Source organism: Streptomyces endophytica, from assembly GCF_026153355.1.
GTDB classification, from domain to species: Bacteria; Actinomycetota; Actinomycetes; order Streptomycetales; family Streptomycetaceae; genus Streptomyces; species Streptomyces endophytica.
In genome coordinates this window covers 4460481-4480642 of sequence record NZ_CP110636.1, presented here as the reverse complement: position 1 = coordinate 4480642, position 20162 = coordinate 4460481, and the positions used below count along the sequence as shown (strand labels likewise).

Below are 20162 nucleotides of genomic sequence, written 5' to 3'. Positions count from 1 at the left end.
GTGTGCGCCGCCGTTCACCGGCGGACGGCACGCGCCTTGCGGTACAGCACCGCGCCCCCGAGCAGCATCCCGGCCGCGGCCGGAATCGCGTAACCGGCAGCGCCGGCGCCGGTCTCCGCAAGCTGCTGGCGGGGAGCCGGCACGACCTGGCTGTGCGGCGCGGTCTGCGGCTGCACTGCCGGGGTGTGCCCGCCGCCCTGCTGCGGGGTCGCCGGCTGGTGCGGCTTCCCCGGGTGCTCGGGCTTCCCCGGGTGGTGCGGCTTGCCCGGGTGCTGCTGCTCCGGGTGGTGCGGCTTGCCCGGGTGGTGCGGGTGGTGCCCCGTGTGGTCACCGGTGCCCGGGTGGTGCGGCTTACCCGGGTGGTGTGGCTTCCCGGGGTGATGCGGCTTCCCCGGGTGGTGCGGATGCCCCGGATGCTGCGGGTTGCCGGGGTGGTGGGGCTGGTGCGGACGGCCCGGCGCCGGCGCGTCGTTGGCGCAGTCGTTGCCGAAGACCGGGTTCAGCAGACCGACCACGGAAACGCTGTTGCCGCAGGCGTTGACCGGGACGTCGACCGGCGCCTGGACATTGTTGCCGGAGCCCACACCGGGTGAGTTCGCGGTGCCGCCCGCGGCGCTGGCGCCACCGTGGTGGCCACCCCCGCTCTGGTGCCCGCCCGGATGCCCGCCCTGGTGGGGGCCGCCCGGGTGTCCGGTGTGGTGGCCGCCGACGTCGTTGGCGCAGTGGTTGCCGAACGCGGGGTTCAGCAGCCCGACGACGTTGACGGTGTTGCCACAGGCGTTCACCGGGACGTGCAGCGGTACTTGGACATTGTTGCCGGATCCCACGCCGGGCGAGTTCACCGCGCCGCCGGCGGCCCCCGCATCCGCGTGTGCGTAGCCGGCGACCGCGGCGAGTACCCCGCCGGCCGCCGCCATGGTGATCAGGCCCTTTCTTGCGACCTGTCTCATAGATTCGTTCCCCTGCCTAGTGCCTTACAGGAATTGCGTGCGCGCGGCGATCCCCCGGGGAGACCGGGGGATCATCCGCCCGCCCACCGAAATACCCAGAGGCCCCGGAATGCGTGCCACGCAATCCAGAGCCGAACCGGATCTGACCCTTACGGGTGCAGGTACAACGTCAAACGGCGTCAGAAAGTCACTTGTTGACGCAGTAGTTGCCGAAGGCCGGGTTCAGCACACCGACCACGGAGATCGTGTTACCGCAGGCGTTCACCGGAACGTGCACCGGAACCTGGACGACATTGCCGGACACGACACCCGGAGAGTTCACGGCAGCGCCCTGCGCACCAGCGTCGGCGGCGGCCAGGCCGGCACCGGCGAGCACCAGACCACCGGTGGCCGCCGCAGCAGCGACGATCTTCTTCAGCATTGTTCCTCCTCGTAGGCAATGCGGCCCCAGCCGCGGACCGCACACCCTGCAACGAGGAAAAGGACGTTGAAGCTACGAACACATCAAAGCGTTCACTCTTTTCGGCGACAGCGGCGCGAACGGCAGGAAATCCGCGCCGATTTCGGCTTCGGCGGCCGCTCTTCCCGCGGGCTTCAGCTCTGTTCGATGAACCGGTCGAGCACCCGCACCCCGAACTTCAGTCCGTCCACCGGAACCCGCTCGTCCACGCCGTGGAACATTCCGGCGAAGTCCAGCTCCGGCGGCAACTTCAGCGGCGCGAAGCCGAATCCCCGGATTCCCAGATCGTCGAACGACTTGGCGTCCGTACCGGCGGACAACATGTACGGCACCGCGCGCGCGATCGGGTCCTCGGCCTGCAGCGCCGACTGCATCGCCTCGACCAGCGCCCCGTCGAACGTGGTCTCCAGCGCCTTGTCCGCGTGCACGTCCTCGCGCTTGACCCGCGGGCCGAGGATCCGGTCCAGGTCGGCCAGGAACTCCTCCTCGTAGCCGGGCAGGAAGCGCCCGTCGACGTGCGCGGTGGCCTGGCCCGGGATCACGTTGACCTTGTACCCGGCGCCCAGCTGCGTGGGGTTGGCGGTGTTCCGGAGCGAGGCGCCGATCAGCTTGGCGATGCCGCCGAGCTTCGCCAGCGTGCCGTCCATGTCCTCCGGGTCGAGCTCGGTGCCCAGCGCGTCGCCGAGCTCGTCCAGGAAGACCCGCAGCGTCTTGGTCACCCGCACCGGGAACTCGTACCGCCCCAACCGTCCGACCGCCTCGGACAGTTCGGTGATCGCGTTGTCCTTGTGGATCATCGAGCCGTGGCCGGCCGAGCCGTCCACGGTCAGCTTCATCCAGTGCATGCCCTTCTGGGCCGTCTCGATCAGGTACAGCCGCAGCTGCTCGTTGACCGTGAAGGAGAAGCCGCCGACCTCGCTGATCGCCTCGGTCACCCCCTCGAAGAGCTCCGGGTGGTGGTCGACGAGGTATCGCGCGCCGTAGGTGCCGCCGGCCTCCTCGTCCGCGAGGAACGCCAGCACGATGTCCCGCGGCGGCTTGCGGCCGGTGCGCAGCCGGTCCCGGACGACGGCCAGCGTCATCGCGTCCATGTCCTTCATGTCGACCGCGCCGCGTCCCCAGACGCATCCGTCCGCGATCTCCCCGGAGAACGGGTCGTGGGTCCAGTCGGCGGCGTTGGCCGGCACGACGTCGGTGTGCCCGTGGATGAGCAGCGCGGGCCGGGAGCGGTCCTCGCCCTCGATGCGGGCGACGGTCGACGCGCGCCCCTTGTGCGACTCGAAGATCCGCGGCTCCAGGCCGACCTCGGCGAGCTTCTCCGCGACGTACTCGGCGGCGGCCCGCTCACCCGGGCCCGAGTGGTCGCCGTAGTTGCTGGTGTCGATCCTGATCAGGTCCCGGCACAGGTCGACGACCTCGTCCTCGCCGGTCACCGTACGGGCCGGCTGTGACTCGCTCACGCTGCCTCCTCTTGGTTCACGGCCGCGTCGCGCGCCCCGAGGCGCCCGGTCCGCGGCGGGGGTCCACCGCCATCCTCCACCCCGGCCGCGCTGCGCCCAAGGCCGCAATACTCCCGACATCCGCTGGTCACAGGCCCGCACCCGGTCGCATGTACGGGTGATCGACCACCCCCGAACGTTTGCTATTGTTTTCCACGTCGGAACGGCGCAGGCCGCACCGGCAGACACCTGGTCCGGGTGGCGGAATGGCAGACGCGCTAGCTTGAGGTGCTAGTGCCCTTTATCGGGCGTGGGGGTTCAAGTCCCCCCTCGGACACACATCACTATCGAAGCCCGCTTGGCACCGGCCGAGCGGGCCTCGGTGTTTTCCGACGTTCATCGCTGCGACGTCATACCTTCGGTGTGCATCGCCTCGACGTTTTCGCCCGCCCGGAGATCCCGTGAGACGCCGCTCCCCCGTGCCGCCCGCCCCGTTGCCGCAGCGTGACGGGATCGATCCGGTGCGGATACGGCTGCCGGCCGATCCGGACGCGGCGTGGGGCACGGTCGGGGAGCATCTCGTGGCGCGGTTCGGCGGGGCGATCGGCGCCGGGCGGGTGGCACAGATGCTGCGCACGGGCCGGTTCGTGGGCGTCGAGGGGGCGCTGAGCGGCGGCGAGCCGTACCGGGCAGGGCGGTACGTGTGGTTCCACCGGGACTTCGCGCCGGAGGTGCGGGTGCCGTTCGAGGTGCGGATCGTGCACCGGGACGAACGGATCGTGATCGCCGACAAACCGCACTTCCTGGCCACCACGCCGCGGGGGCAGCACATCACCGAGACCGCGCTGGCCCGGCTGCGGCGCGAGCTCGGACTGCCGGCGCTGCAGCCCGCGCACCGGCTGGACCGGCTGACCGCGGGGCTGGTGCTGTGCGTCGTACGGCCCGAGGACCGGGGGGCCTACCAGGGGCTGTTCGGCGGGCGCCGGGTGCGCAAGGAGTACGAGGCGGTGGCGCGGTACGACGAGGGCGTGGCGCTGCCGGTGACCGTGCGCGGCCGGATCGTCAAGGAGCGCGGGGTGCAGGCGGCGCGGGAGGTGCCGGGGGCGGTGAACGCGGAGAGCCGGATCGAGCTGGTCGAGCGGCGGGGCGGGCTCGGGCGCTACCGGCTGCTGCCGGCGACCGGGCGGACGCATCAGCTGCGGGTGCACATGAACGGCCTGGGGCTGCCGATCCTCCATGATCCGCTGTATCCGGGTGGGCGCGATGCGGCGGGTGCGGAGGAGGCCGGTGGTGCGGCCGCCGAGGACTTCGGGGCGCCGTTGCAGCTGCTGGCGAGGTCGCTCGCGTTCCGGGACCCGGTGGACGGGCGGGAGCGGCGGTTCGAGAGCGGGCTGCGGCTGGCGGCGTGGCCGGAGGCCGCGGACTGCTGAGGTCCGCCGGCGATATTTGCGGTGCGGGCCGGGGCCCGGCGTCCGTAGGGTGCGGGGGTTGGTGAACTGGGGCGAAGGGCTGGCCGGATGCTGATCTTTGACGCGGACGACACGTTGTGGGAGAACAACGTGATCTTCGAGCGGGTCATCGACGAGTTCCTGGAGTGGATGGTGCGGCCGGGGCTCGACCGGGCGGCGGTGCGGACGGTGCTCGACGGTATCGAGGCCGCGAACGCGCCGACGCTGGGGTACGGCAGCAAGGTCTTCCTGCACAGCCTGGGCGAGTGCGTGGCGCGGCTGCGCGGGCGGGCCGCGACGGCCGAGGAGACGGCGCGGATCGCCGGGTGGGCGGCCGCCTTCGCCGGAGACCGGGTGGAGCTGATGCCCGGGGTGGCCGAGACCCTGGCGGAGCTGGCGCGGCGGCACGAGTTGCTGCTGCTGACCAAGGGCGACACCGAGGAGCAGGAGCGCAAGGTGACCGTCTCGGGGCTGACCCGGCACTTCCGCGGGGTGCACATCGTGGCGGAGAAGGACGTCGCCACGTACGAGCGGCTGAAGCGCGCCTACGACCTGGTGCCGGACGAGACCTGGATGATCGGCAACTCCCCCAAGTCGGACATCCTGCCGGCGCGTTCGGCCGGGCTGAACGCGGTGTTCATCCCGCACCAGCACACCTGGGTGCTGGAGCACGACGAGCTCGACCCGGACGACAAGAAGGTGCTGCGGCTGTCGGCCTTCCACGAACTGCTGCGGCACTTCTGAGGGCGGGCACCGACGGGACGTGCGGAGGGGCGACGTGGGAGAAGGAGCCGGTGCGGTGCGGCGGCCGGGGGTGTCGTGCGTGTTCGTGTGCCATGACGGTGCCGGGCGGGTGCTGCTGGCGCGGCGGAGCGCCGGGGCCCGGGACGAGCCGGGGACCTGGGACTGCGGCGCCGGGGCGCTGGAGTTCGGCGAGACCTTCGAGGCCGCGGTGGCGCGGGAGGTGTACGAGGAGTACGGCACCCGGCCGCTGGGCATCGAGCAGCTCGGCGTGCGCAATGTGCTGCGCGGCGATCCGGTGGACTCGCACTGGGTCGCGGTGGTCTTCGCGGTGCGGGTGGCGCCGGACGAGGTGACGATCGGCGAGCCGCACAAGTTCGACGCGCTGAGGTGGTGCCCGCCGGACACCCTCCCCGCACCGCTGCACTCGCAGTGCGGGGAGAGCCTGGCGTGGTTCGTGCGGTCCGCCTCGTCCCCGGGGGCGGGCTAGGGCCCGTCTCCTCCGGTGAGGGCCGCCACGGTGCGCTCGGCGGCTTCCAGGAGCTGTTCGTCGGCGCGCAGGTCGGCGTCCTCGGAGCCGGCGTGGAGCGGGAGCCGGGTGCGCCGGTCGATCAGCGCGCGCAGGTGCGGGAGCGCGGGCCGGGCGTGCGGTCCCATGGCGGCCAGGGTGGTCATCGCGACGGGCCCGTAGAGGTCGTCGCCGAGGTAGTCCGGGAGTACGGCGAGGAGTTCGGCGGCCACCGGCGGGCCCTCGTTGCGCCACAGCACGAGGGAGCCGCGGACCTGCATGGCGCCGCCGCGCCCGAGGACGGCGCCGCGCAGCCGCGCGGACTGCTCGGGGTCGAGGCCGCCGTGGTCGAGCAGCCACTGGAAGAGGGCGGAGTGGTCCGCTGTGGGGCGGCGGCCCTCCGGTGGGTGGGTCCGCAGATAGGTCTCCAGGGGCGCCCGGTCGCCGGTGATCCGGGCCAGGGCCAGCGCGACGTGGCCGGGGTGCCGTCGGGAGTCGCGGGTGAGGGTGGTGAGCAGCGGCACCGCGGCGGCCGCGGGCGGGCCGATCCGGCCGAGCGTGCCGACGAGTGAGAGCTCGGGCCAGGTGGCCAGTGCGGCGCCGCGGGCCTCGGCGGCCTCGCACGCGTTGCGCAGTGCCGTGAGGAGGTCGGGGACGCACGGGGCGGCGGCCGCCGGATCGAGGGCGTCGAGGACGCCGAGGGCGAGGAAGCGGCCGTCTTCGGTGTCGGACCGGAGCACCGTGCGTGCGTAGCCGGCCAGTTGGCCGGTGTCGGCGGCTCCGGCGCGGAGCAGGCCGCGGAGTGCGGCGAGCATGCCGGGCGGGCGGGCGCCGGCGGTCAGCAGGGCGTGGACGTGCGGGGCGGCGCGGGGGTCGCCGGTCGTCGCGAGGGCGTAGGTGACGTCCCAGGCGAGGGCGTCGGAGGGGCCGGCGTCCGGGCCGGCGGGGTCCGCGGCCGGGACCGTGGCGGGGTCCGGCAGCAGGGCGGCCAGGGCGTCGGCGGACCGGCGGGTGGCGGTGCGGGAGGCACACAGGGCGTGCACGACGAGGGCGCGGAGGCCGGGCGGTGCGGTGGGCAGCAGCCGGACGAGGTGCGGGGCGAGGGTGTCGGGGGCGGCCCGCCACTCCTGGAAGGCCCGATGGGCCAGCTGCACCCCGACCCGTCGCCCGTAGGCGCCGGCGTCGCCCGCCAGCAGCCGGGGGACGGTGGCGTAGCAGTCCGCTTCGCGTTCCTGGCGGTACAGGGCGCGGCCCCAGCGGGAGCCGATGGAGTAGCCGCGGTCGACGTCGTGGGTGGTGAGCGCGGTGATCTCCGCCAGGGTCTGGGCGTCCAGTTCCGGCCACTGTTCGCGCGGTGCGGTGGCCAGCTCCTCCAGGCAGCCGAGCAGCCGGATCTCGGGGAGCGGGTCGGTGCGCAGCGGGCCGGTCGGGCAGGAGACGCCCGGGGTGCCGAGCAGCGCGTCGGCCAGGGCGATCCGGGTGACGGGGTCGGTGAGTTCGCCGAGGGCGGTACGGGCGCGGTCGGCGGCGCCGGTGCGTACGAGGAGTCTGGCAGCGGCCCGGCGGACGTCGGGGTCCGGGTCGTGGAGCCGGGCCCCGGCCGCCTCGACCGGGGCCGGCCAAGGCGTCCGGCCGTGCGTCAGCTCGCCGAGCAGGGTGAGCACGGTACGGCGGACGGCGGGGCTCAGATGCCGTGCGAGCGCCAGCAGTTCGCGGGTGACCGGACCGTCGCGGTCGGCGCCGACCGCCTCGAAGACGGCGGTTCTGGCCGGGGTGCCCGGGCAGAGGACGGATCCGTCGAGGACCGCGGCGGTGAGCTCCGACGGGCGGTCGGGGCCGGAGGCGGTCGACGGAAGGGGATCGGTCGACGAGCCGGAGGCGGTCGACGGGGTGGGACCGGTCGACGGGCCGGAGGCGGTCGACGGGGTGGAGGCCGGGTCCTGGCCCGGCGTCCGCGTGGTCATCGGGTGGGGCGGTGGCCGCCCTTCCTGTAGGTCATGGGGAGGATCATGGGCCACGGGAAGGGCGGCGGCAACGCATTTACCGAGCGGGCCCGCCGCCGCCTTCCACCGCGGCCCTACAGCGGGGCGATATCGGTCAGTTCGCCGTCCTCCAGGGCGAGCCAGCGGGTGATGCCCAGTTCCCGGAGGAACGTCAGGTCGTGGCTGACGACCACGAGCGCGCCCTCGTAGGACTCCAGGGCGGTGACCAGCCGGCGGACCGAGGCCATGTCGAGGTTGTTGGTCGGCTCGTCGAGCAGCAGCAGCTGCGGGGCGGGCTCGGCCAGCATCAGCGCGGCGAGCGAGGCGCGGAAGCGTTCACCGCCGGAGAGCGTGCCGGCCTGCTGGTCGGCCCGGGCGCCCTTGAAGAGGAAGCGCGCGAGCCGGGCCCGGATGCGGTTGTTGGTGGCGTCCGGGGCGAAGCGGGCGACGTTCTCGACGATGGTCAGGTCGTGGTCGAGGACCTCCAGTCGTTGGGGCAGGAAGCGGTGCGGGACGTGGGTCTGTGCGGTGCCGGACTCCGGTGGGATCTCCCCGGCGAGGGTGCGCAGGAGGGTGGTCTTGCCGGAGCCGTTGCGGCCGGTGAGGGCGATCCGCTCGGGGCCGTGCACGTCCAGGTCGGCCCGGGCGCCGTAGCGGGTGCGCAGGTCGCGCAGGGTGAGCACGCCGCGGCCCGGCGGGACGGCGGTGTGCGGCAGGTCGATGCGGATCTCGTCGTCGTCCCGGACCGCTTCGACGGCCTCGTCGAGGCGGTCCCTGGCTTCCTTGAGGCGTTCGGTGTGCAGGATGCGGTGTTTGCCGGCGGAGACCTGGGCCTCCCTCTTCCGTTCGTTCATGACGATCTTGGGTTCGCGCTTGTTGGCGCTCATCTTGTTGCCGTAGCGGACCCGGCGGGCCAACTTGAGGTGGGCGTCGGACAGTTCGCGCTTCTGGCGCTGGACGTCGGCCTCGGCGACCCGCACCATCCGTTCGGCCGCCTCCTGTTCGGCGGCCAGGGCACGTTCGTAGTCGTCGAAGTTGCCGCCGTACCAGTGGACCTCGCCGCCGCGGAGGTCGGCGATCCGGTCGACCAGGCCGAGGAGTTCCCGGTCGTGGCTGACCACGACGAGCACGCCGGACCAGCCGTTGACGGCGGTGTACAGGCGCTCGCGGGCGGCCCGGTCGAGGTTGTTGGTGGGCTCGTCGAGCAGCAGGACGTCCGGCCGGCGCAGCAGCAGCGCGGCCAGCCGGAGCAGGACGGATTCCCCGCCGGAGATCTCGCCGATGGTGCGGTCGAGGTCGATGCCGGTCAGTCCGAGCTGGTCGAGGGTGGCGCGGGCCCGCTCCTCGACGTCCCAGTCGTCGCCGATGGCGGTGAAGTGCTCCTCGCTCGGGTCGCCGTTCTCGATGGCGTGCAGGGCCGCGCGGGGCGCGGCGATGCCGAGTGCCTGGTCGACGCGGAGCGCGGTGTCGAGGGGGGCGTGCTGCGGGAGGTAGCCGATCTCGCCGGTGGTCCGCACGCTGCCCGCGGACGGGGTCAGTTCGCCCGCGAGGAGCTTCAACAGGGTGGACTTTCCGGAGCCGTTGAGGCCGATCAGGCCGGTGCGGCCGGGGCCCACGGTGAGCTGGAAGTCCTCGAAGACGGGGCTGCCGTCGGGCCAGCCGAAGCCGAGGCCGGAGCAGACGAGGGACGCGGCGGAGGCGGCGCGGGATGCGGGGGTCTGGGACATACGGGTCTCCTGGGTGCGCGGAAGATGTGCGGGAGCTGCGCGGGAGACACCGCGGGGGACGCCGAAGGGCCGGGTGCGCCGGGGTACGCCGGTCGGCATGCCGAGGTCACGGACAGCGCCACGCGGTACGTCAGGGCGTACGCGTGCGCGCGGTGTCTCCAGGACCTCAGACGAGCAACGGCCTTCTCCAATCGGCGGCAATGGGGCCGAGGAAGACGGTACGGGGGACGCCGCGAAAAGGCAAACGCATTTTTCGTTGCGTTTACCGGGACGGGGTGGCGCGCCGGCGTCCCCGGATTCCGGCCCTACTCCCCCGCCCCGACGCGCGGGCGCAGCCGCACCCGGGCGGGTCCGGTCGGCTGGAGGGTGATGCCGGCGGCGACCGGCACCTCCTCGTCCACGGCGTGGAGTTCGTACCCGCGCAGGAGGGTCGCCAGCGCGAGCACCGACTCCAGCATGGAGAAGTGCTGCCCGATGCAGGCGCGCGGACCGCCGCCGAAGGGGAACCAGGCGTACCGGTGCCGGTCCGCCTCCCGCTCGGGTGCGAACCGGCCCGGATCGAAGCGTTCCGGGTCCGGCCACAGCGCCGGGTCGCGGTGCGTCACCCACGGCGCGACCACCACGTCCGCACCGGCCGGTATGCGGAACCCGCAGACCTCGGTGGCCGCCACGGCCCGCCGGCTGACGACCGGTGCCGCCGGGTAGAGCCGCATGGATTCCTTGAGCGCCTGCGTCAGGTACGGCAGCCGGTCCAGGTCGGCGGCGGTGGGCACCCGGTCCGCCAGCACCCGGTCGATCTCCGCCCGGACCCGGGCCTGTTCCTCGGGGTGGCGGGCGAGGAGGTGCAGGGTGAAGGCCAGCGAGGTCGCGGTGGTCTCGTGGCCGGCCAGCAGGAAGATCAGCACCTGTTCGCGGATCTCGGTGGCGTCCAGCGAACCGTCCTCGGCGTTGCCGGCCGCGGCCAGCAGCGAGAGCAGGTCCTCGCCCGCCGCGCCGTCCGGGCCGTCCGCCGCTCCGCCAGCCGCGCGGCGGCCGGCGATGATCCGGTCGCACAGCGCGTTCAGTTCGTCCATGGCGGCCCGCGCCCGCAGATTGCCGGGGGTCGGCCAGTGCCGCGGGATCTTCACCGGCACGTAGGCGCGCTGCACGACGTAGGCGTTGATGACCGGGGCGCAGCGGTGGATGGCGGTCACCGCCTCCTCGGCGTCCAGGCCGAAGAGGATCCGGGCGACGGTGCGCAGCGCGAGCCGGTTCATCTCGGGGACCAGGTCGACGGTGGCGTCGTCGGCGGTCCGCCAGCGGTCGACGACGGTGGCGGCCTCGCCCGTCACGGCCGCGGCGTAGCCGTCCACCCGGCGCTTGGTGAACAGCGGCTGCACCAGCCGCCGTTGCCGGAGGTAGTCGGCGTCCTGGCTGGTGAGCAGGCCGTTGCCGAACGCCTGCCGGACCTCCTCGTACAGCGGGTGGTCCTTGCGGAAGTTGGCGGCCTGGGAGGCGAGGATCTGCTGGACGCCCTCGGGCGCGAAGACGGCGTGGAACACGCTGCGCAGGCCGGGCGGCCCGGCCTCCAGGCGGACCACGTCGCCGTGTTCGCGCCGGGCCCTGGCGAACGTGCTGAGGGAGTCGCGCCGCAGGTCGAGCATCGAGCCGAGGAGGGGGAGGCCGGCCGGGCCGGGGATGTCGTCGGTGGGGGCCGGGACGGGCCGGGAGCCGGACGGGGAGTCGGGCTGGGAGTCGGTTATGGGCATGGTCGGATGTCTATCCCGGCGACGGGCGTTCCTACCCCCGACCGGGGCCCGGGCGGAATGTGGCGGGAAGGCGCAGGGGCCCGGGGCGGTGCCGGGCGGGGCCGCGTAGCATGGGCCGGATGATCAACAAGCGTGCCGGCCGCCCGGCCCCCGCGGCATCCTGCCGGGTCACGGTCTGCCGCGGCTGCTGCTGCGGCGATGCGGCCAAGATCCCGGGCGTGGACCACACCGGTCAGATACCCCGGCTGCGGGCGGCCCTGGACGGGGCGGCACCGGTGCGCGCCTCGGACTGTCTGGACGTCTGCGACCAGGCGAACGTCGTGGTGGTACAGCCCTCCCCGGCCGGCCGGGCGGCGGGTGGCCGCCCGGTGTGGCTGGGCCTGGTCAACGACGACGACGCGCTGGCGGACATCGCCGCCTGGATCCGGGCCGGCGGTCCCGGTCTCGCCGAACCGCCGGGCGTCCTGGACCTGTACACGATCACGGTGTCGCGGCGGGTGCGGGAGGGACTGGCGGACTGAGGCCACGCGCCTCCCCGGCGTCCGGCTCCTGCCGCCGGTCGCCCGCCCGCCGTCGCTCCTCCCGCCGTCCCCCTCGCGCCGGTTACCGGAGTCTTACGGACCCGGGCCGGGCCGCGCGCCGCGGCGCCCGGTGGTGTTGGCTTGGGGCCATGAGGTCTCTCCCGGGAAGGGCCCGCTGACCCGTGCGCCACGAACCGCCACCCACCGCTCCCCCGCCCGCCCCCGCGCCCGGGCCGCCCCGGCGCGTCCTGGTCGTCGAGGACGATCCGACCGTCGCCGAGGTCGTCACCGGCTATCTCTCCCGCGCCGGATATGCCACCGAGCACGCCGCCGACGGGTTCGCCGCGCTGGACCGGGCCGCGGCCTTCCGGCCGCATCTCGTCGTCCTGGACCTGATGCTGCCCGGCCTGGACGGCCTGGAGGTGTGCCGCCGGCTGCGCCGCGCCGACGACGGGCCCGCGGTCCCGGTGGTGATGCTGACCGCCCGTGGTGAGGAGGCGGACCGCATCCTCGGGCTGGAGCTGGGTGCGGACGACTACGTGACCAAGCCGTTCAGCCCGCGGGAACTGGTGCTGCGGATCGGCTCGGTGCTGCGCCGCGCGGAGTCCCCGCCGCCGGCCGCGGCGCCCGCGCCCGTCCTGCGGGCCGGGGACCTGACCGCCGACCCCGAGGGCCGCCGGGCCGACCGTGCCGGACGCGCCCTCGCCCTCACCGCCCGCGAGTTCGACCTGCTGGTCTTCCTGATGCGCCACCCGGGGCGGGTCTTCTCCCGGGAGGAGCTGCTGCACCGGGTCTGGGGCTGGGAGTTCGGCGATCTGTCGACGGTGACCGTCCATGTGCGGCGGCTGCGCGAGAAGATCGAGTCGGATCCGGCGGCGCCCCGGCTGGTGACGACGGTCTGGGGCGCGGGCTACCGCTTCGATCCGGCGCCGGACTCCCCCGCGCCCGAAGAGCCGGACGAGGGGTGTCTGCCATGACGGACTTCCTGGTCATCGTGGCGCTGGCGGCGCTCGGCGCGGCGCTGGTGGGGCTGCTCGCCGCGCCCGCGGTACGGGCGCTGCGGCGCCGTTCGGTGGCGCTGTCGCTGTTCGCGGTGGCGGCGCTGGCGGTGGCCGCGATGGCCGCGGGCACGGTGGCGGTCGCCCAGGCGATGTTCCTGTCGGGGCACGACCTGGGCGTGGTGATGGCCGTGGTGGCGGTGTCCGGGGTGGTGTCGCTGGCGGCCGCGCTGCTCTTCGGCCGGCGGATCGCGGCGGGCAGCCGGGAGCTGGCGCGGTCGGCGCGTACGGTCGGCAGCGAGGGCGGATTCGTCGCACCGGACGAGCCCCCGACGGCCGAACTGGCCGCGCTGTCAAGGGCGTTGGAGGAGACCAGCGCCCGGCTGGCGGAGGCCCGGGAGCGCGAGCGGGCGCTGGACGGCTCCCGGCGCGAGCTGATCGCCGGGATCTCGCACGATCTGCGGACCCCGCTCGCCGGGCTGCGGGCGATGGCCGAGGCGCTGGAGGACGGGGTCGCCGAGGACCCGGCGCGCTACCACGCGCGGATCCGGATCGAGGTGGAGCGGCTGTCCGCCATGGTCGACGACCTCTTCGAGCTGTCCCGGATCCAGGCCGGGGCGCTGGCCCTGACCCTGTCGCGGGTGTCGGTGTACGACCTGGTGGACGACGCACTGACCGGGGCCCGGCCGCTGGCGCGGGCGGGCGGGGTGCGGCTGGTGGACGGCGGGGTGGCGCCGCTGCCGGTGCGGGTGGACGCCCAGCAGATCACCCGCGTGCTGGGCAATCTGCTGGTCAACGCGATCCGGGCGACCCCGGCCGAGGGGACCGTCGCGGTCAGCGCCCGGCAGGACGCGGACCGGGTGGTGCTGGCCGTCGAGGACGGCTGCGGCGGCATCCCGCCGGAGGACCTGGCCCGGGTCTTCGACACCGGCTGGCGCGGCGGCAGCGCCCGCACCCCGCGCGCGGACGGCCAGGCCGGTGCGGGCCTCGGCCTGGCGATCGTCCGCGGCATCGTGGAGGCCCACGGCGGCCGGGCGACGGTACGGAACGCCGGCGCGGGCTGCCGGTTCGAGGTGGCGCTGCCGGGGCCCGGGGCGTGACGGGCCCCGGGCGCGGGCCGGCCGGCTCAGCTGCGGGCCGCCGCCCCGTCCCGTTCCCCCGGTGCGGGACCGTCGGCGTGGTGCGCGTCGTCCGCCCGGTGCTCCGGGAGGTCCCGCACGGTACGGACCGGTGAGAGGACCAGGGTCAGGGCGGCGAGCGGCACACCGGCGGTGGTGATCCACAGGGCGGTGCGGACGCCGAGGGCGGAGCCGAGCGCCCCGCCGAGCAGGGCACCCAGCGGCAGCGTCCCGTAGTTGAGGAACGCACTGCTGGCGACCAGCCGGCCGAGCAGGGACGGCGGGCAGTACCGCTGCTGGAAGCCCGCCTTGAGGATGTTGCCGCCCACCACGCCCGCACTGACCCCGAAGCTGCCCGCCACGTAGAGCAGGGTGCCGGCGCCCTGGGTGGTCAGCGGGATGAGCAACGCGGCACTGGGCAGGCCGAGTTCGTACAGCAGCATGGCGCGGGCGGTGCCGAGCCGGGCGGCGGCGCGGCGCACCAGGAACGCGCCCGCGATCCCGCCCGTACTGGCCAGCGCGAGCAGTCCGCCGACGGCGCCGGACGGCAGGCCGACCTCGCGCACCAGGAAGACGGCGACCAGCGACTGATAGCCCATCAGCGCGAGGTTGGAGAGGGCGCCGAAGAGCGTCAGCGTACGGAACCACACATCGCCGGCGACCAGCCGCACCCCCTCGGCGATCCCGGCGGACAGCGAGCGCGGTGCGTGGCCGCCGTTCCGTTCCGCCGGGCGGGGTTCGCGGTGCCGGATGCCGAGCAGGCACAGCAGCGCGACGAGGAACGTGGCGGCGTTGGCCAACAAGCCGTTGACCACGCCTATCAGTTGGGCAAGGAGGCCGGCGGTGCCCTGCCCGGCGATCTGTGCGGCGGAGGCGCTGCCGTGCAGCTTGGCGTTGCCCTCGGCCTGGTCGGCGGGGTCGAGCAGAGTGGGGAGGTAGGCGCTGTACGCGGTCTGGAAGACCACCGCGGCGCCGCCGGTCAGCAGGGCCACCGCGAGCAGCGCTCCCAGGCCGAGCCCGCCGTACCGGGCGAGGACGGGGACGGCGGCGAACAGCGCCAGGGACAGCGCGGCGGCGGCGAGCATCAGGGGGCGGCGGCGGACCCGGTCCACCCATACGCCGACCGGGAGCCCGATCAGCAGCCAGGGCAGCCAGCCGGCGGCGGCGAGCAGCCCGACCGCGAAGGTGGAGGCGTGCAGCGTGGACACCGCGACGAGCGGCATGGCCACGTTGGTGACCGCGGCCCCGAACTTCCCGGCCGTCTCGCCGCACCACAGCAACCGGAAGTCGCGGTGCCGGCGGAGCAGTCCGCTCATCGCGCGCCGCCGTCCCCGCCGTCCCTCTCCTTGCGCGGGAAGGACTGCAACTGGACGAGGACGGGGCGGCGCCCGGGCGCGCCGGCCACCGCGTTCCCCGCCCCTCCCCGCTCCCCCGCCTCTTCCCGTTCCCCTTCCCCGTCCGCGTTCGCCTTCGTGTCCAGGGCCGCCGCCCGGTGTCGTTCGACGACTTCCGCCAACTCGGCGTTGAGCGCCGCCAGTTGGTCGGACGTCAGACGCAGGTCCGGCCAGCGGGAGAGCGTGCCGGCGTTGCGCCACTCCGGCTCCCAGTCCTCGGCGAGGTACGTGACGACCTGGTGGAAGTCCCGCTGGACGATCTCGTGGAGGTAGACCGACAGGGCCCCGCGGGTGTCCGGATCGTCGCGGAACTCGACGGTGTCCAGGTGGCGGGAGACCCGGACCGCCCGCCACCAGCGTTCGCGTTTGGTGCCCCGGCCGGTCTCCTCCTCGATGAAGCCGTGGTCGGCGAGATGGCGCAGATGCCAGCTGACGGTGCCGGTGTTCTCGCCGAGGCGCCGGGCCAATCCGGTCGCGGTGTCCGGGCCGTCGAGGGTCAGCAGGTCCAGGATGCGCATCCGCAGCGGGTGCGCCAGACCGCGCAGGCTCCGGGCGTCCAGCCGGCGCACAGGGAGGGCGGTGGACGGCGAGGTGGACGGCGAAGTGGGCGGTATTGAGGCATCGTCAGACATGACGCGAGCATAGGATTGCAGAGAACTCTCTGCACAGCGTTCTCTGCACAGAATTCTCTGCACAGCGTTCTCTGCACAGGGTTCTCTGCACACTCCTTGCCGCAACGGACCCGCTACGGGTTCCCGGGCTTCCCGTCCGCCCCTTCCATCCCGCGCTTCCCGTCCGCCCCCTCCTCCGGCCGCCACAACGGGTGTTCGCGCCGGGCCCATGCCGCCTCGACCGATCCGGTGCGCAGCCCCGCCCTCGACTCCGGGTCCCGGTACGCCATCCAGACGTGGCCGCCGATCACGATGAGGAGGCTGAGGGCGAGCCAGTCGTGGACGAAGGTGGCGCCGGTGCGCCAGACCAGGGGCGCCAGGTGCGTGAACCACATCAGTAGGCCGGTCCCGGTCATCACCAGGACCGCGCCGGCGAGCCAGGCCGCGTACAGCTTCTGGCCGGCGTTGAACTTCCCGGCCGGGCGGGCTCCCCGGCGGCGCAGCACGGCCCGCAGCCAGGTCCGGTCGTGCGGGCCGAAGCGGTTGAGGCGGGTGAGGTCGGCGCGCAGCGCACGGGAGACCAGGCCGAGCAGCAGCGGGGCCGGCAGCAGGATGCCGGACCACTCGTGGAGGGTGACCATCAGGGCGCGCCGGCCGACGAGTTCGGCGAGGAAGGGGAGGTAGAGGCAGGCCGCGGTGGCCACGCAGACGGCCATGAGGGCGGCGGTGGCCCGGTGCACCCGGTGTTCGGCGCGGGTGAAGCGCGGGACGCGGTGGTGGTCCGCGGCCGGAGCGGCGGACTCAGGTCGTGGGGACATCGTCCCGTCCGTTCGACCGGCCGACCCAGGCATCGACGTCATATCCGAGCTGCTCCCAGTATCCGGGCTGGACGTGGTCGGTGACGGTGATCCCGGAGAGCCACTTCGCCGACTTGTAGAAGTACATGGGCGCCACGTAGAGGCGCACCGGGCCGCCGTGGTCGTGGCCGAGCGGCCGGTCCTGCATCCGCAGGGCGATCAGCACGTCGTGGCGGCGGGCCTGTTCGAGGGTGAGGGACTCGCTGTAGGCACCGTCGAAGCAGGTGAAGCGGACGGCCTTGGCCTCGGGGCGGACACCGGCGGCGTCGAGGAGGGTGGCCAGGCGCACCCCCTCGAACGGGGTGTGGGGCACCCGCCAGCCGGTCACGCACTGGACGTCGCGGACCAGCCGGGTCTGCGGCAGGGCGCGCAGATCGGCGAGCCGGTAGCTGGCGCGGTGGCGCACCAGGCCGTCGACGGTGAGGCGGTAGCTGTGCTCGTCCTTGTCCGGGACGGAACCGGTCACCGAGTAGTAGCGGAAGCCGCCGCCGGCGGGCAGCAGACCGGACAGGCCGGTGGGGTCGTTCTGCGCGGCCGCGCCGAGGGTTTCGTCGTAGGCGCGCTGGAGGTAGGGGGCCGCGGCGACGCCGGCGGCACCGGCCGCGAGCATCCCGAGCACCACGCGGCGGCCGACGGGCGTGCCGCGCCGGTCCCCGTCGTGGTCGGCCGGGCGGGCCGGATTCGCGTCCTTGGTCACCCCTCGATTCGAACACCACTCGGGCGCCGGGGCCAGTGTCCGGGCCCCGGCGTCAGACTTTCGTCATGTCCCGGTGCGCCCGAACCCCCGGGCCCGGCGGAGTGCGGTGGCCCGGGCGGCCCGGAAGGCGCGGTCGGGATCGCGGCCCGGGTACGACCAGGGGGCGCGGGTCCGGTGGCGGCCGATGCGGGCGAAGAGCGTGGCGGCCTCGGCCATCCGTCCCTCGTGGAAGGTGGCGTGGGCCAGGAAGTTGAGGTCGACCTTGCCGCGGGGGTGGTCCTCGCCCTCCCATTCCAGCCACCAGTCGAAGGCGGCCTGCCGGAGCCGGTGCGCGTGCCGGGTGCTCCAGTGGCCGGAGTCCGCCGGGTCGGGCGGCTCCAGACCGGCGGCGGCCCGTACGCGGTAGCGCTCGGTGTGGGCGACGACCGGGAGCAGGGCGAGCGGGAGTCCGCGGGGGCGCGGGCCGCGGCCCGGGCGGCGAACTCGTGCGCCGGGTGGCGCGGGTCGTCGGCGGCGTGCGGCTGCCGTTCGGCCAGGCAGGCGGCCATCAGGTGGTGGGCGTGGTGGTGGTCGGGGTGCCGGGCCCGGATCTGCCGGAAGGCGTGGGCGCGGGCGTCCTCGGTGCCGGTGCGGCGGGCCAGGATCAGCGCGCCGAGCCAGGGCGTGGGGTCGTCGGGCAGCAGCCGGGCGGCGGCCGCGCAGGCCGCGGCGGCGGCGCCGGTGCTGGTCTCGCCGCGCAGCGCCCGCCGGACGGTGGCGACGGCGAGGAGGGTGGCCGCGTCCCCGCTGTCCGGTTCGGCGAGCTGCCAGTCACCGGCCCAGGCGGCACTGCCCTGGCAGCCGGCCAGGACCGTTAATCGGTGGCCCCGGCGGTCCCAGTCGGTGCCGGTCTCGGCGAGCAGGGTGCGCACCCGGGCCCACTGGCCGAGCGCCAGCGCGTCGGCGGCGACGGCCAGTTCGGCGTCGTCCAGCGCGGGGCCGGGGGCCGGGCCGGCCGCGCGGCCGGTGGGGCCGGGGGCCGGGGTGCGAGGGGGGCGAGGGGGAAATCGACATCACGGGTCAGCGGGCTCCATGGCGCGCCGCGCCGGTCGTGCGCCGCACCTGTCGTCCTTGGTGGGCGGGGCCGGGTCTGCGCGCGCCTGTGCAGAGGGTGACGGTCTGGTCCGCACCAGTCATCACGGACAGCAAAGCGCTACGCAGAGCTCCCCGTCAAGGCGGAAAGAGGAATGGCTGGATCCGCCAACCTCTCCGCGGTCCCCCACCGTCAGGCCACCGCCCGGGCCGCCGCCCGGCCCGCCGTACGGCCGGAGAACAGGCAACCGCCGAGGAAGGTGCCCTCCAGCGAACGGTAGCCGTGCACCCCGCCGCCCCAAAACCGGCCGCCTCGCCCGCCGCGTAGACACCCGGCAGGGGCGCGCCGCCGTCGGTCAGCACCCGCGAGGAGAGGTCGGTCTCCAGCCCGCCGAGCGTCTTGCGGGTGAGGATGCTCAGCCGGACGGCGATCAGCGGGCCGGCCTTGGGGTCGAGCAGCCGGTGCGGGGCCGCGGTGCGGATCAGCCGGTCACCGAGATACTTGCGGGCCCCGCGCATCGCCGTCACCTGGAGGTCCTTGGTGAAGGAGTTCGCGATCTCCCGGTCCCGGGCCACGATCTCGCCGCGCAGCGCGGCCTCGTCGATCAGCGGCTCCTTGGTGAGCGCGTTCATCCGCCGTACGAGGTCGGGCAGCGCGCGCTCGACGATGAAGTCCGCGCCCCGGTCCAGGAACGCCTGCACCGGACCGGGCGCCCCGCCCCTGGCCCGGCCCAGCACGTCCCGGATGCTCTTGCCGGTCAGGTCGGGGTTCTGCTCGGAGCCGGAGAGCGTGAACTCCTTCTCGATGATCTTCCGGGTGAGCACGAACCAGGTGTGGTCGTGGCCGGTGCGCATGATGTGTTCGAGGGTGCCGAGGGTGTCGAAGCCGGGGAACAGCGGCACCGGCAACCGCCGGCCGCGGGCGTCCAGCCACAGCGGGGAGGGGCGGAGAGGATCCGGATGCCGTGCAGCGGCCAGATCGGGTCCCAGTTGTCGATGCCCTCGGTGTAGTGCCACATCCGGTCGCGGTTGATGATCCGCCCGCCGGCCGCCTCGGTGATGCCGAGCATCCTGCCGTCGACGTGCGCAGGCACCCCGGACAGCATCCGCTCCGGCGGGGTGCCCAGGCGCTCGGGCCAGTTGGCGCGCACCAGCTCGTGGTTGCCGCCGATCCCGCCGGAGGTGACGATCACCGCCTGCGCCCGCAGCTCGAAGGCGCCGGTCACCTCACGGCTGCTGGGCTTGCCGCGCGGGACGTCCGAAGGCTCCAGGACCTCACCGCTGACCGTGTCCACGCCGCCGGCGCTGCGGCTGAGGGCGGTGACCCGGTGCCGGAAGCGGAGGTCCACCAGGCCGCGCGCGGCCCCGGCCCGCACCCGGCGCTCGAACGGGGCGACCAGCCCGGGGCCGGTGCCCCAGGTGATGTGGAAGCGCGGGACGGAGTTGCCGTGCCCGGTCGCGGCGTATCCGCCGCGCTCGGCCCAGCCCACGACGGGGAAGAGCCGTACGCCCTGCCGGTGCAGCCAGGACCGCTTCTCGCCGGCCGCGAAGTCGACGTACGCCTCGGCCCATTTACGCGGCCAGTGGTCCTCCGGACGGTCGAACCCGGCCGTGCCGAGCCAGTCCTGCCACGCCAGGGCGTGGCTGTCGCGGATCCGCAGCCGGCGCTGTTCGGGTGAGTCGACGAGGAACAGGCCGCCGAAGGACCAGTGCGCCTGCCCGCCGAGGGACTGCTCGGGCTCCTGGTCGAGCAGGATCACCTTGCGGCCGGCGTCCACCAGTTCCGCGGTGGCCGCCAGCCCCGCCAGCCCCGCTCCGATCACGATCACATCAGCGTCGTACGCCATCAGCAGCCTCTCCTCACCGGGGCCCGCCGGGCGTCCCGGCCGCCC

The 20162-nt window shown here is 74.3% G+C and carries 15 protein-coding genes, 1 tRNA gene and 4 pseudogenes; 7 read left to right on the top strand and 13 right to left on the bottom strand.

Going from position 1 to position 20162, the window contains the following annotated elements:
* Positions 1 to 14 precede the first annotated feature (14 nt).
* The 3 genes from OJ254_RS30755 to OJ254_RS20005 all read right to left on the bottom strand — a co-directional run bounded on the left by OJ254_RS30755 (position 15) and on the right by OJ254_RS20005 (position 2870).
* Positions 15 to 950, bottom strand: coding sequence for a chaplin (locus OJ254_RS30755; RefSeq protein ID WP_279351239.1), 936 nt, complete (start codon positions 948 to 950; stop codon positions 15 to 17).
* Positions 951 to 1137: 187 nt separating this feature from the next.
* Positions 1138 to 1371 carry a chaplin ChpH gene (gene chpH, locus OJ254_RS20010; protein WP_265363426.1) on the bottom strand — a complete coding sequence of 78 codons (234 nt, stop codon included), beginning with the start codon at positions 1369 to 1371 and terminating at the stop codon, positions 1138 to 1140.
* Between the two features lie 173 nt (positions 1372 to 1544).
* Positions 1545 to 2870, bottom strand: coding sequence for a M20/M25/M40 family metallo-hydrolase (locus OJ254_RS20005; RefSeq protein ID WP_265363425.1), 1326 nt, complete (start codon positions 2868 to 2870; stop codon positions 1545 to 1547).
* Positions 2871 to 3101: 231 nt separating this feature from the next.
* Between OJ254_RS20005 and OJ254_RS20000 the strand changes: the two genes are divergently transcribed.
* From OJ254_RS20000 to OJ254_RS19985, 4 genes are all read left to right on the top strand, one after another.
* A tRNA-Leu gene (locus OJ254_RS20000) sits at positions 3102 to 3186 on the top strand.
* A gap of 124 nt (positions 3187 to 3310) precedes the next feature.
* Entirely contained in the window at positions 3311 to 4279 is a 969-nt protein-coding gene (locus OJ254_RS19995) for a pseudouridine synthase (protein ID WP_265363424.1), read from the top strand.
* A gap of 87 nt (positions 4280 to 4366) precedes the next feature.
* Positions 4367 to 5041: an HAD family hydrolase gene (locus OJ254_RS19990; RefSeq protein ID WP_265363423.1), complete on the top strand. Its 675-nt coding sequence runs from the start codon at positions 4367 to 4369 to the stop codon at positions 5039 to 5041.
* Between the two features lie 19 nt (positions 5042 to 5060).
* Complete coding sequence (locus OJ254_RS19985) at positions 5061 to 5528, top strand: NUDIX domain-containing protein (RefSeq protein ID WP_265363422.1); 468 nt, start codon at positions 5061 to 5063, stop codon at positions 5526 to 5528.
* Here the strand turns inward: OJ254_RS19985 and OJ254_RS19980 are convergent.
* From OJ254_RS19980 to OJ254_RS19970, 4 genes and pseudogenes are all read right to left on the bottom strand, one after another.
* Positions 5525 to 7510, bottom strand: coding sequence for a HEAT repeat domain-containing protein (locus tag OJ254_RS19980; RefSeq protein WP_265363421.1), 1986 nt, complete (start codon positions 7508 to 7510; stop codon positions 5525 to 5527). The two genes, OJ254_RS19985 and OJ254_RS19980, sit on opposite strands and share 4 nt — an antisense overlap.
* Positions 7511 to 7623: 113 nt before the next feature.
* A pseudogene (locus tag OJ254_RS31690) lies at positions 7624 to 8145 on the bottom strand (ATP-binding cassette domain-containing protein); the annotation flags it as partial.
* A gap of 582 nt (positions 8146 to 8727) precedes the next feature.
* Positions 8728 to 9255: pseudogene (locus OJ254_RS31685) on the bottom strand (ATP-binding cassette domain-containing protein); the annotation flags it as partial.
* Positions 9256 to 9560: 305 nt separating this feature from the next.
* On the bottom strand, positions 9561 to 11003 hold the full coding sequence (locus tag OJ254_RS19970; protein WP_265363419.1) for a cytochrome P450: 1443 nt from the start codon (positions 11001 to 11003) through the stop codon (positions 9561 to 9563).
* Positions 11004 to 11122: 119 nt separating this feature from the next.
* Here OJ254_RS19970 and OJ254_RS19965 point away from each other — a divergent pair, with 119 nt between their 5' ends.
* The 3 genes from OJ254_RS19965 to OJ254_RS19955 all read left to right on the top strand — a co-directional run bounded on the left by OJ254_RS19965 (position 11123) and on the right by OJ254_RS19955 (position 13622).
* Positions 11123 to 11524: a (2Fe-2S) ferredoxin domain-containing protein gene (locus tag OJ254_RS19965; RefSeq protein ID WP_265363418.1), complete on the top strand. Its 402-nt coding sequence runs from the start codon at positions 11123 to 11125 to the stop codon at positions 11522 to 11524.
* 182 nt (positions 11525 to 11706) lie between these two features.
* Positions 11707 to 12501, top strand: coding sequence for a response regulator transcription factor (locus OJ254_RS19960; protein ID WP_265363417.1), 795 nt, complete (start codon positions 11707 to 11709; stop codon positions 12499 to 12501).
* Entirely contained in the window at positions 12498 to 13622 is a 1125-nt protein-coding gene (locus tag OJ254_RS19955) for a sensor histidine kinase (RefSeq protein ID WP_265363416.1), read from the top strand. The genes OJ254_RS19960 and OJ254_RS19955 overlap by 4 nt, the downstream gene beginning before the upstream one ends.
* A 26-nt stretch (positions 13623 to 13648) precedes the next feature.
* Here OJ254_RS19955 and OJ254_RS19950 read toward each other — a convergent pair whose 3' ends face one another.
* The 6 genes and pseudogenes from OJ254_RS19950 to OJ254_RS19925 form a co-directional block, all read right to left on the bottom strand.
* Complete coding sequence (locus OJ254_RS19950) at positions 13649 to 14956, bottom strand: MFS transporter (protein WP_265363415.1); 1308 nt, start codon at positions 14954 to 14956, stop codon at positions 13649 to 13651.
* Positions 14953 to 15666, bottom strand: coding sequence for a helix-turn-helix domain-containing protein (locus OJ254_RS19945; RefSeq protein WP_423835926.1), 714 nt, complete (start codon positions 15664 to 15666; stop codon positions 14953 to 14955). The genes OJ254_RS19950 and OJ254_RS19945 overlap by 4 nt, the downstream gene beginning before the upstream one ends.
* A gap of 113 nt (positions 15667 to 15779) precedes the next feature.
* Positions 15780 to 16463 carry a cytochrome b/b6 domain-containing protein gene (locus tag OJ254_RS19940; protein WP_265363414.1) on the bottom strand — a complete coding sequence of 228 codons (684 nt, stop codon included), beginning with the start codon at positions 16461 to 16463 and terminating at the stop codon, positions 15780 to 15782.
* On the bottom strand, positions 16447 to 17112 hold the full coding sequence (locus tag OJ254_RS19935; RefSeq protein WP_265365235.1) for a molybdopterin-dependent oxidoreductase: 666 nt from the start codon (positions 17110 to 17112) through the stop codon (positions 16447 to 16449). Before OJ254_RS19935 ends, OJ254_RS19940 begins: the two co-directional genes overlap by 17 nt.
* 150 nt (positions 17113 to 17262) lie before the next feature.
* Positions 17263 to 18170: pseudogene (locus tag OJ254_RS19930) on the bottom strand (hypothetical protein).
* A 293-nt stretch (positions 18171 to 18463) separates the two neighbouring features.
* A pseudogene (locus tag OJ254_RS19925) lies at positions 18464 to 20117 on the bottom strand (FAD-binding dehydrogenase).
* Positions 20118 to 20162 lie beyond the last annotated feature (45 nt).

Coding starts and splice junctions, on each gene's coding strand:
- OJ254_RS30755 (WP_279351239.1), bottom strand. CDS start 950: ATGAGACAGGTCGCAAGAAAGGGCCTGATCACCATGGCGGCGGCCGGC.
- chpH (WP_265363426.1), bottom strand. CDS start 1,371: ATGCTGAAGAAGATCGTCGCTGCTGCGGCGGCCACCGGTGGTCTGGTG.
- OJ254_RS19990 (WP_265363423.1), top strand. CDS start 4,367: ATGCTGATCTTTGACGCGGACGACACGTTGTGGGAGAACAACGTGATC.
- OJ254_RS19980 (WP_265363421.1), bottom strand. CDS start 7,510: ATGACCACGCGGACGCCGGGCCAGGACCCGGCCTCCACCCCGTCGACC.
- OJ254_RS19970 (WP_265363419.1), bottom strand. CDS start 11,003: ATGCCCATAACCGACTCCCAGCCCGACTCCCCGTCCGGCTCCCGGCCC.
- OJ254_RS19965 (WP_265363418.1), top strand. CDS start 11,123: ATGATCAACAAGCGTGCCGGCCGCCCGGCCCCCGCGGCATCCTGCCGG.
- OJ254_RS19955 (WP_265363416.1), top strand. CDS start 12,498: ATGACGGACTTCCTGGTCATCGTGGCGCTGGCGGCGCTCGGCGCGGCG.
- OJ254_RS19950 (WP_265363415.1), bottom strand. CDS start 14,956: ATGAGCGGACTGCTCCGCCGGCACCGCGACTTCCGGTTGCTGTGGTGC.
- OJ254_RS19945 (WP_423835926.1), bottom strand. CDS start 15,666: ATGTCTGACGATGCCTCAATACCGCCCACTTCGCCGTCCACCTCGCCG.
- OJ254_RS19940 (WP_265363414.1), bottom strand. CDS start 16,463: ATGTCCCCACGACCTGAGTCCGCCGCTCCGGCCGCGGACCACCACCGC.
- OJ254_RS19935 (WP_265365235.1), bottom strand. CDS start 17,112: ATGCTCGCGGCCGGTGCCGCCGGCGTCGCCGCGGCCCCCTACCTCCAG.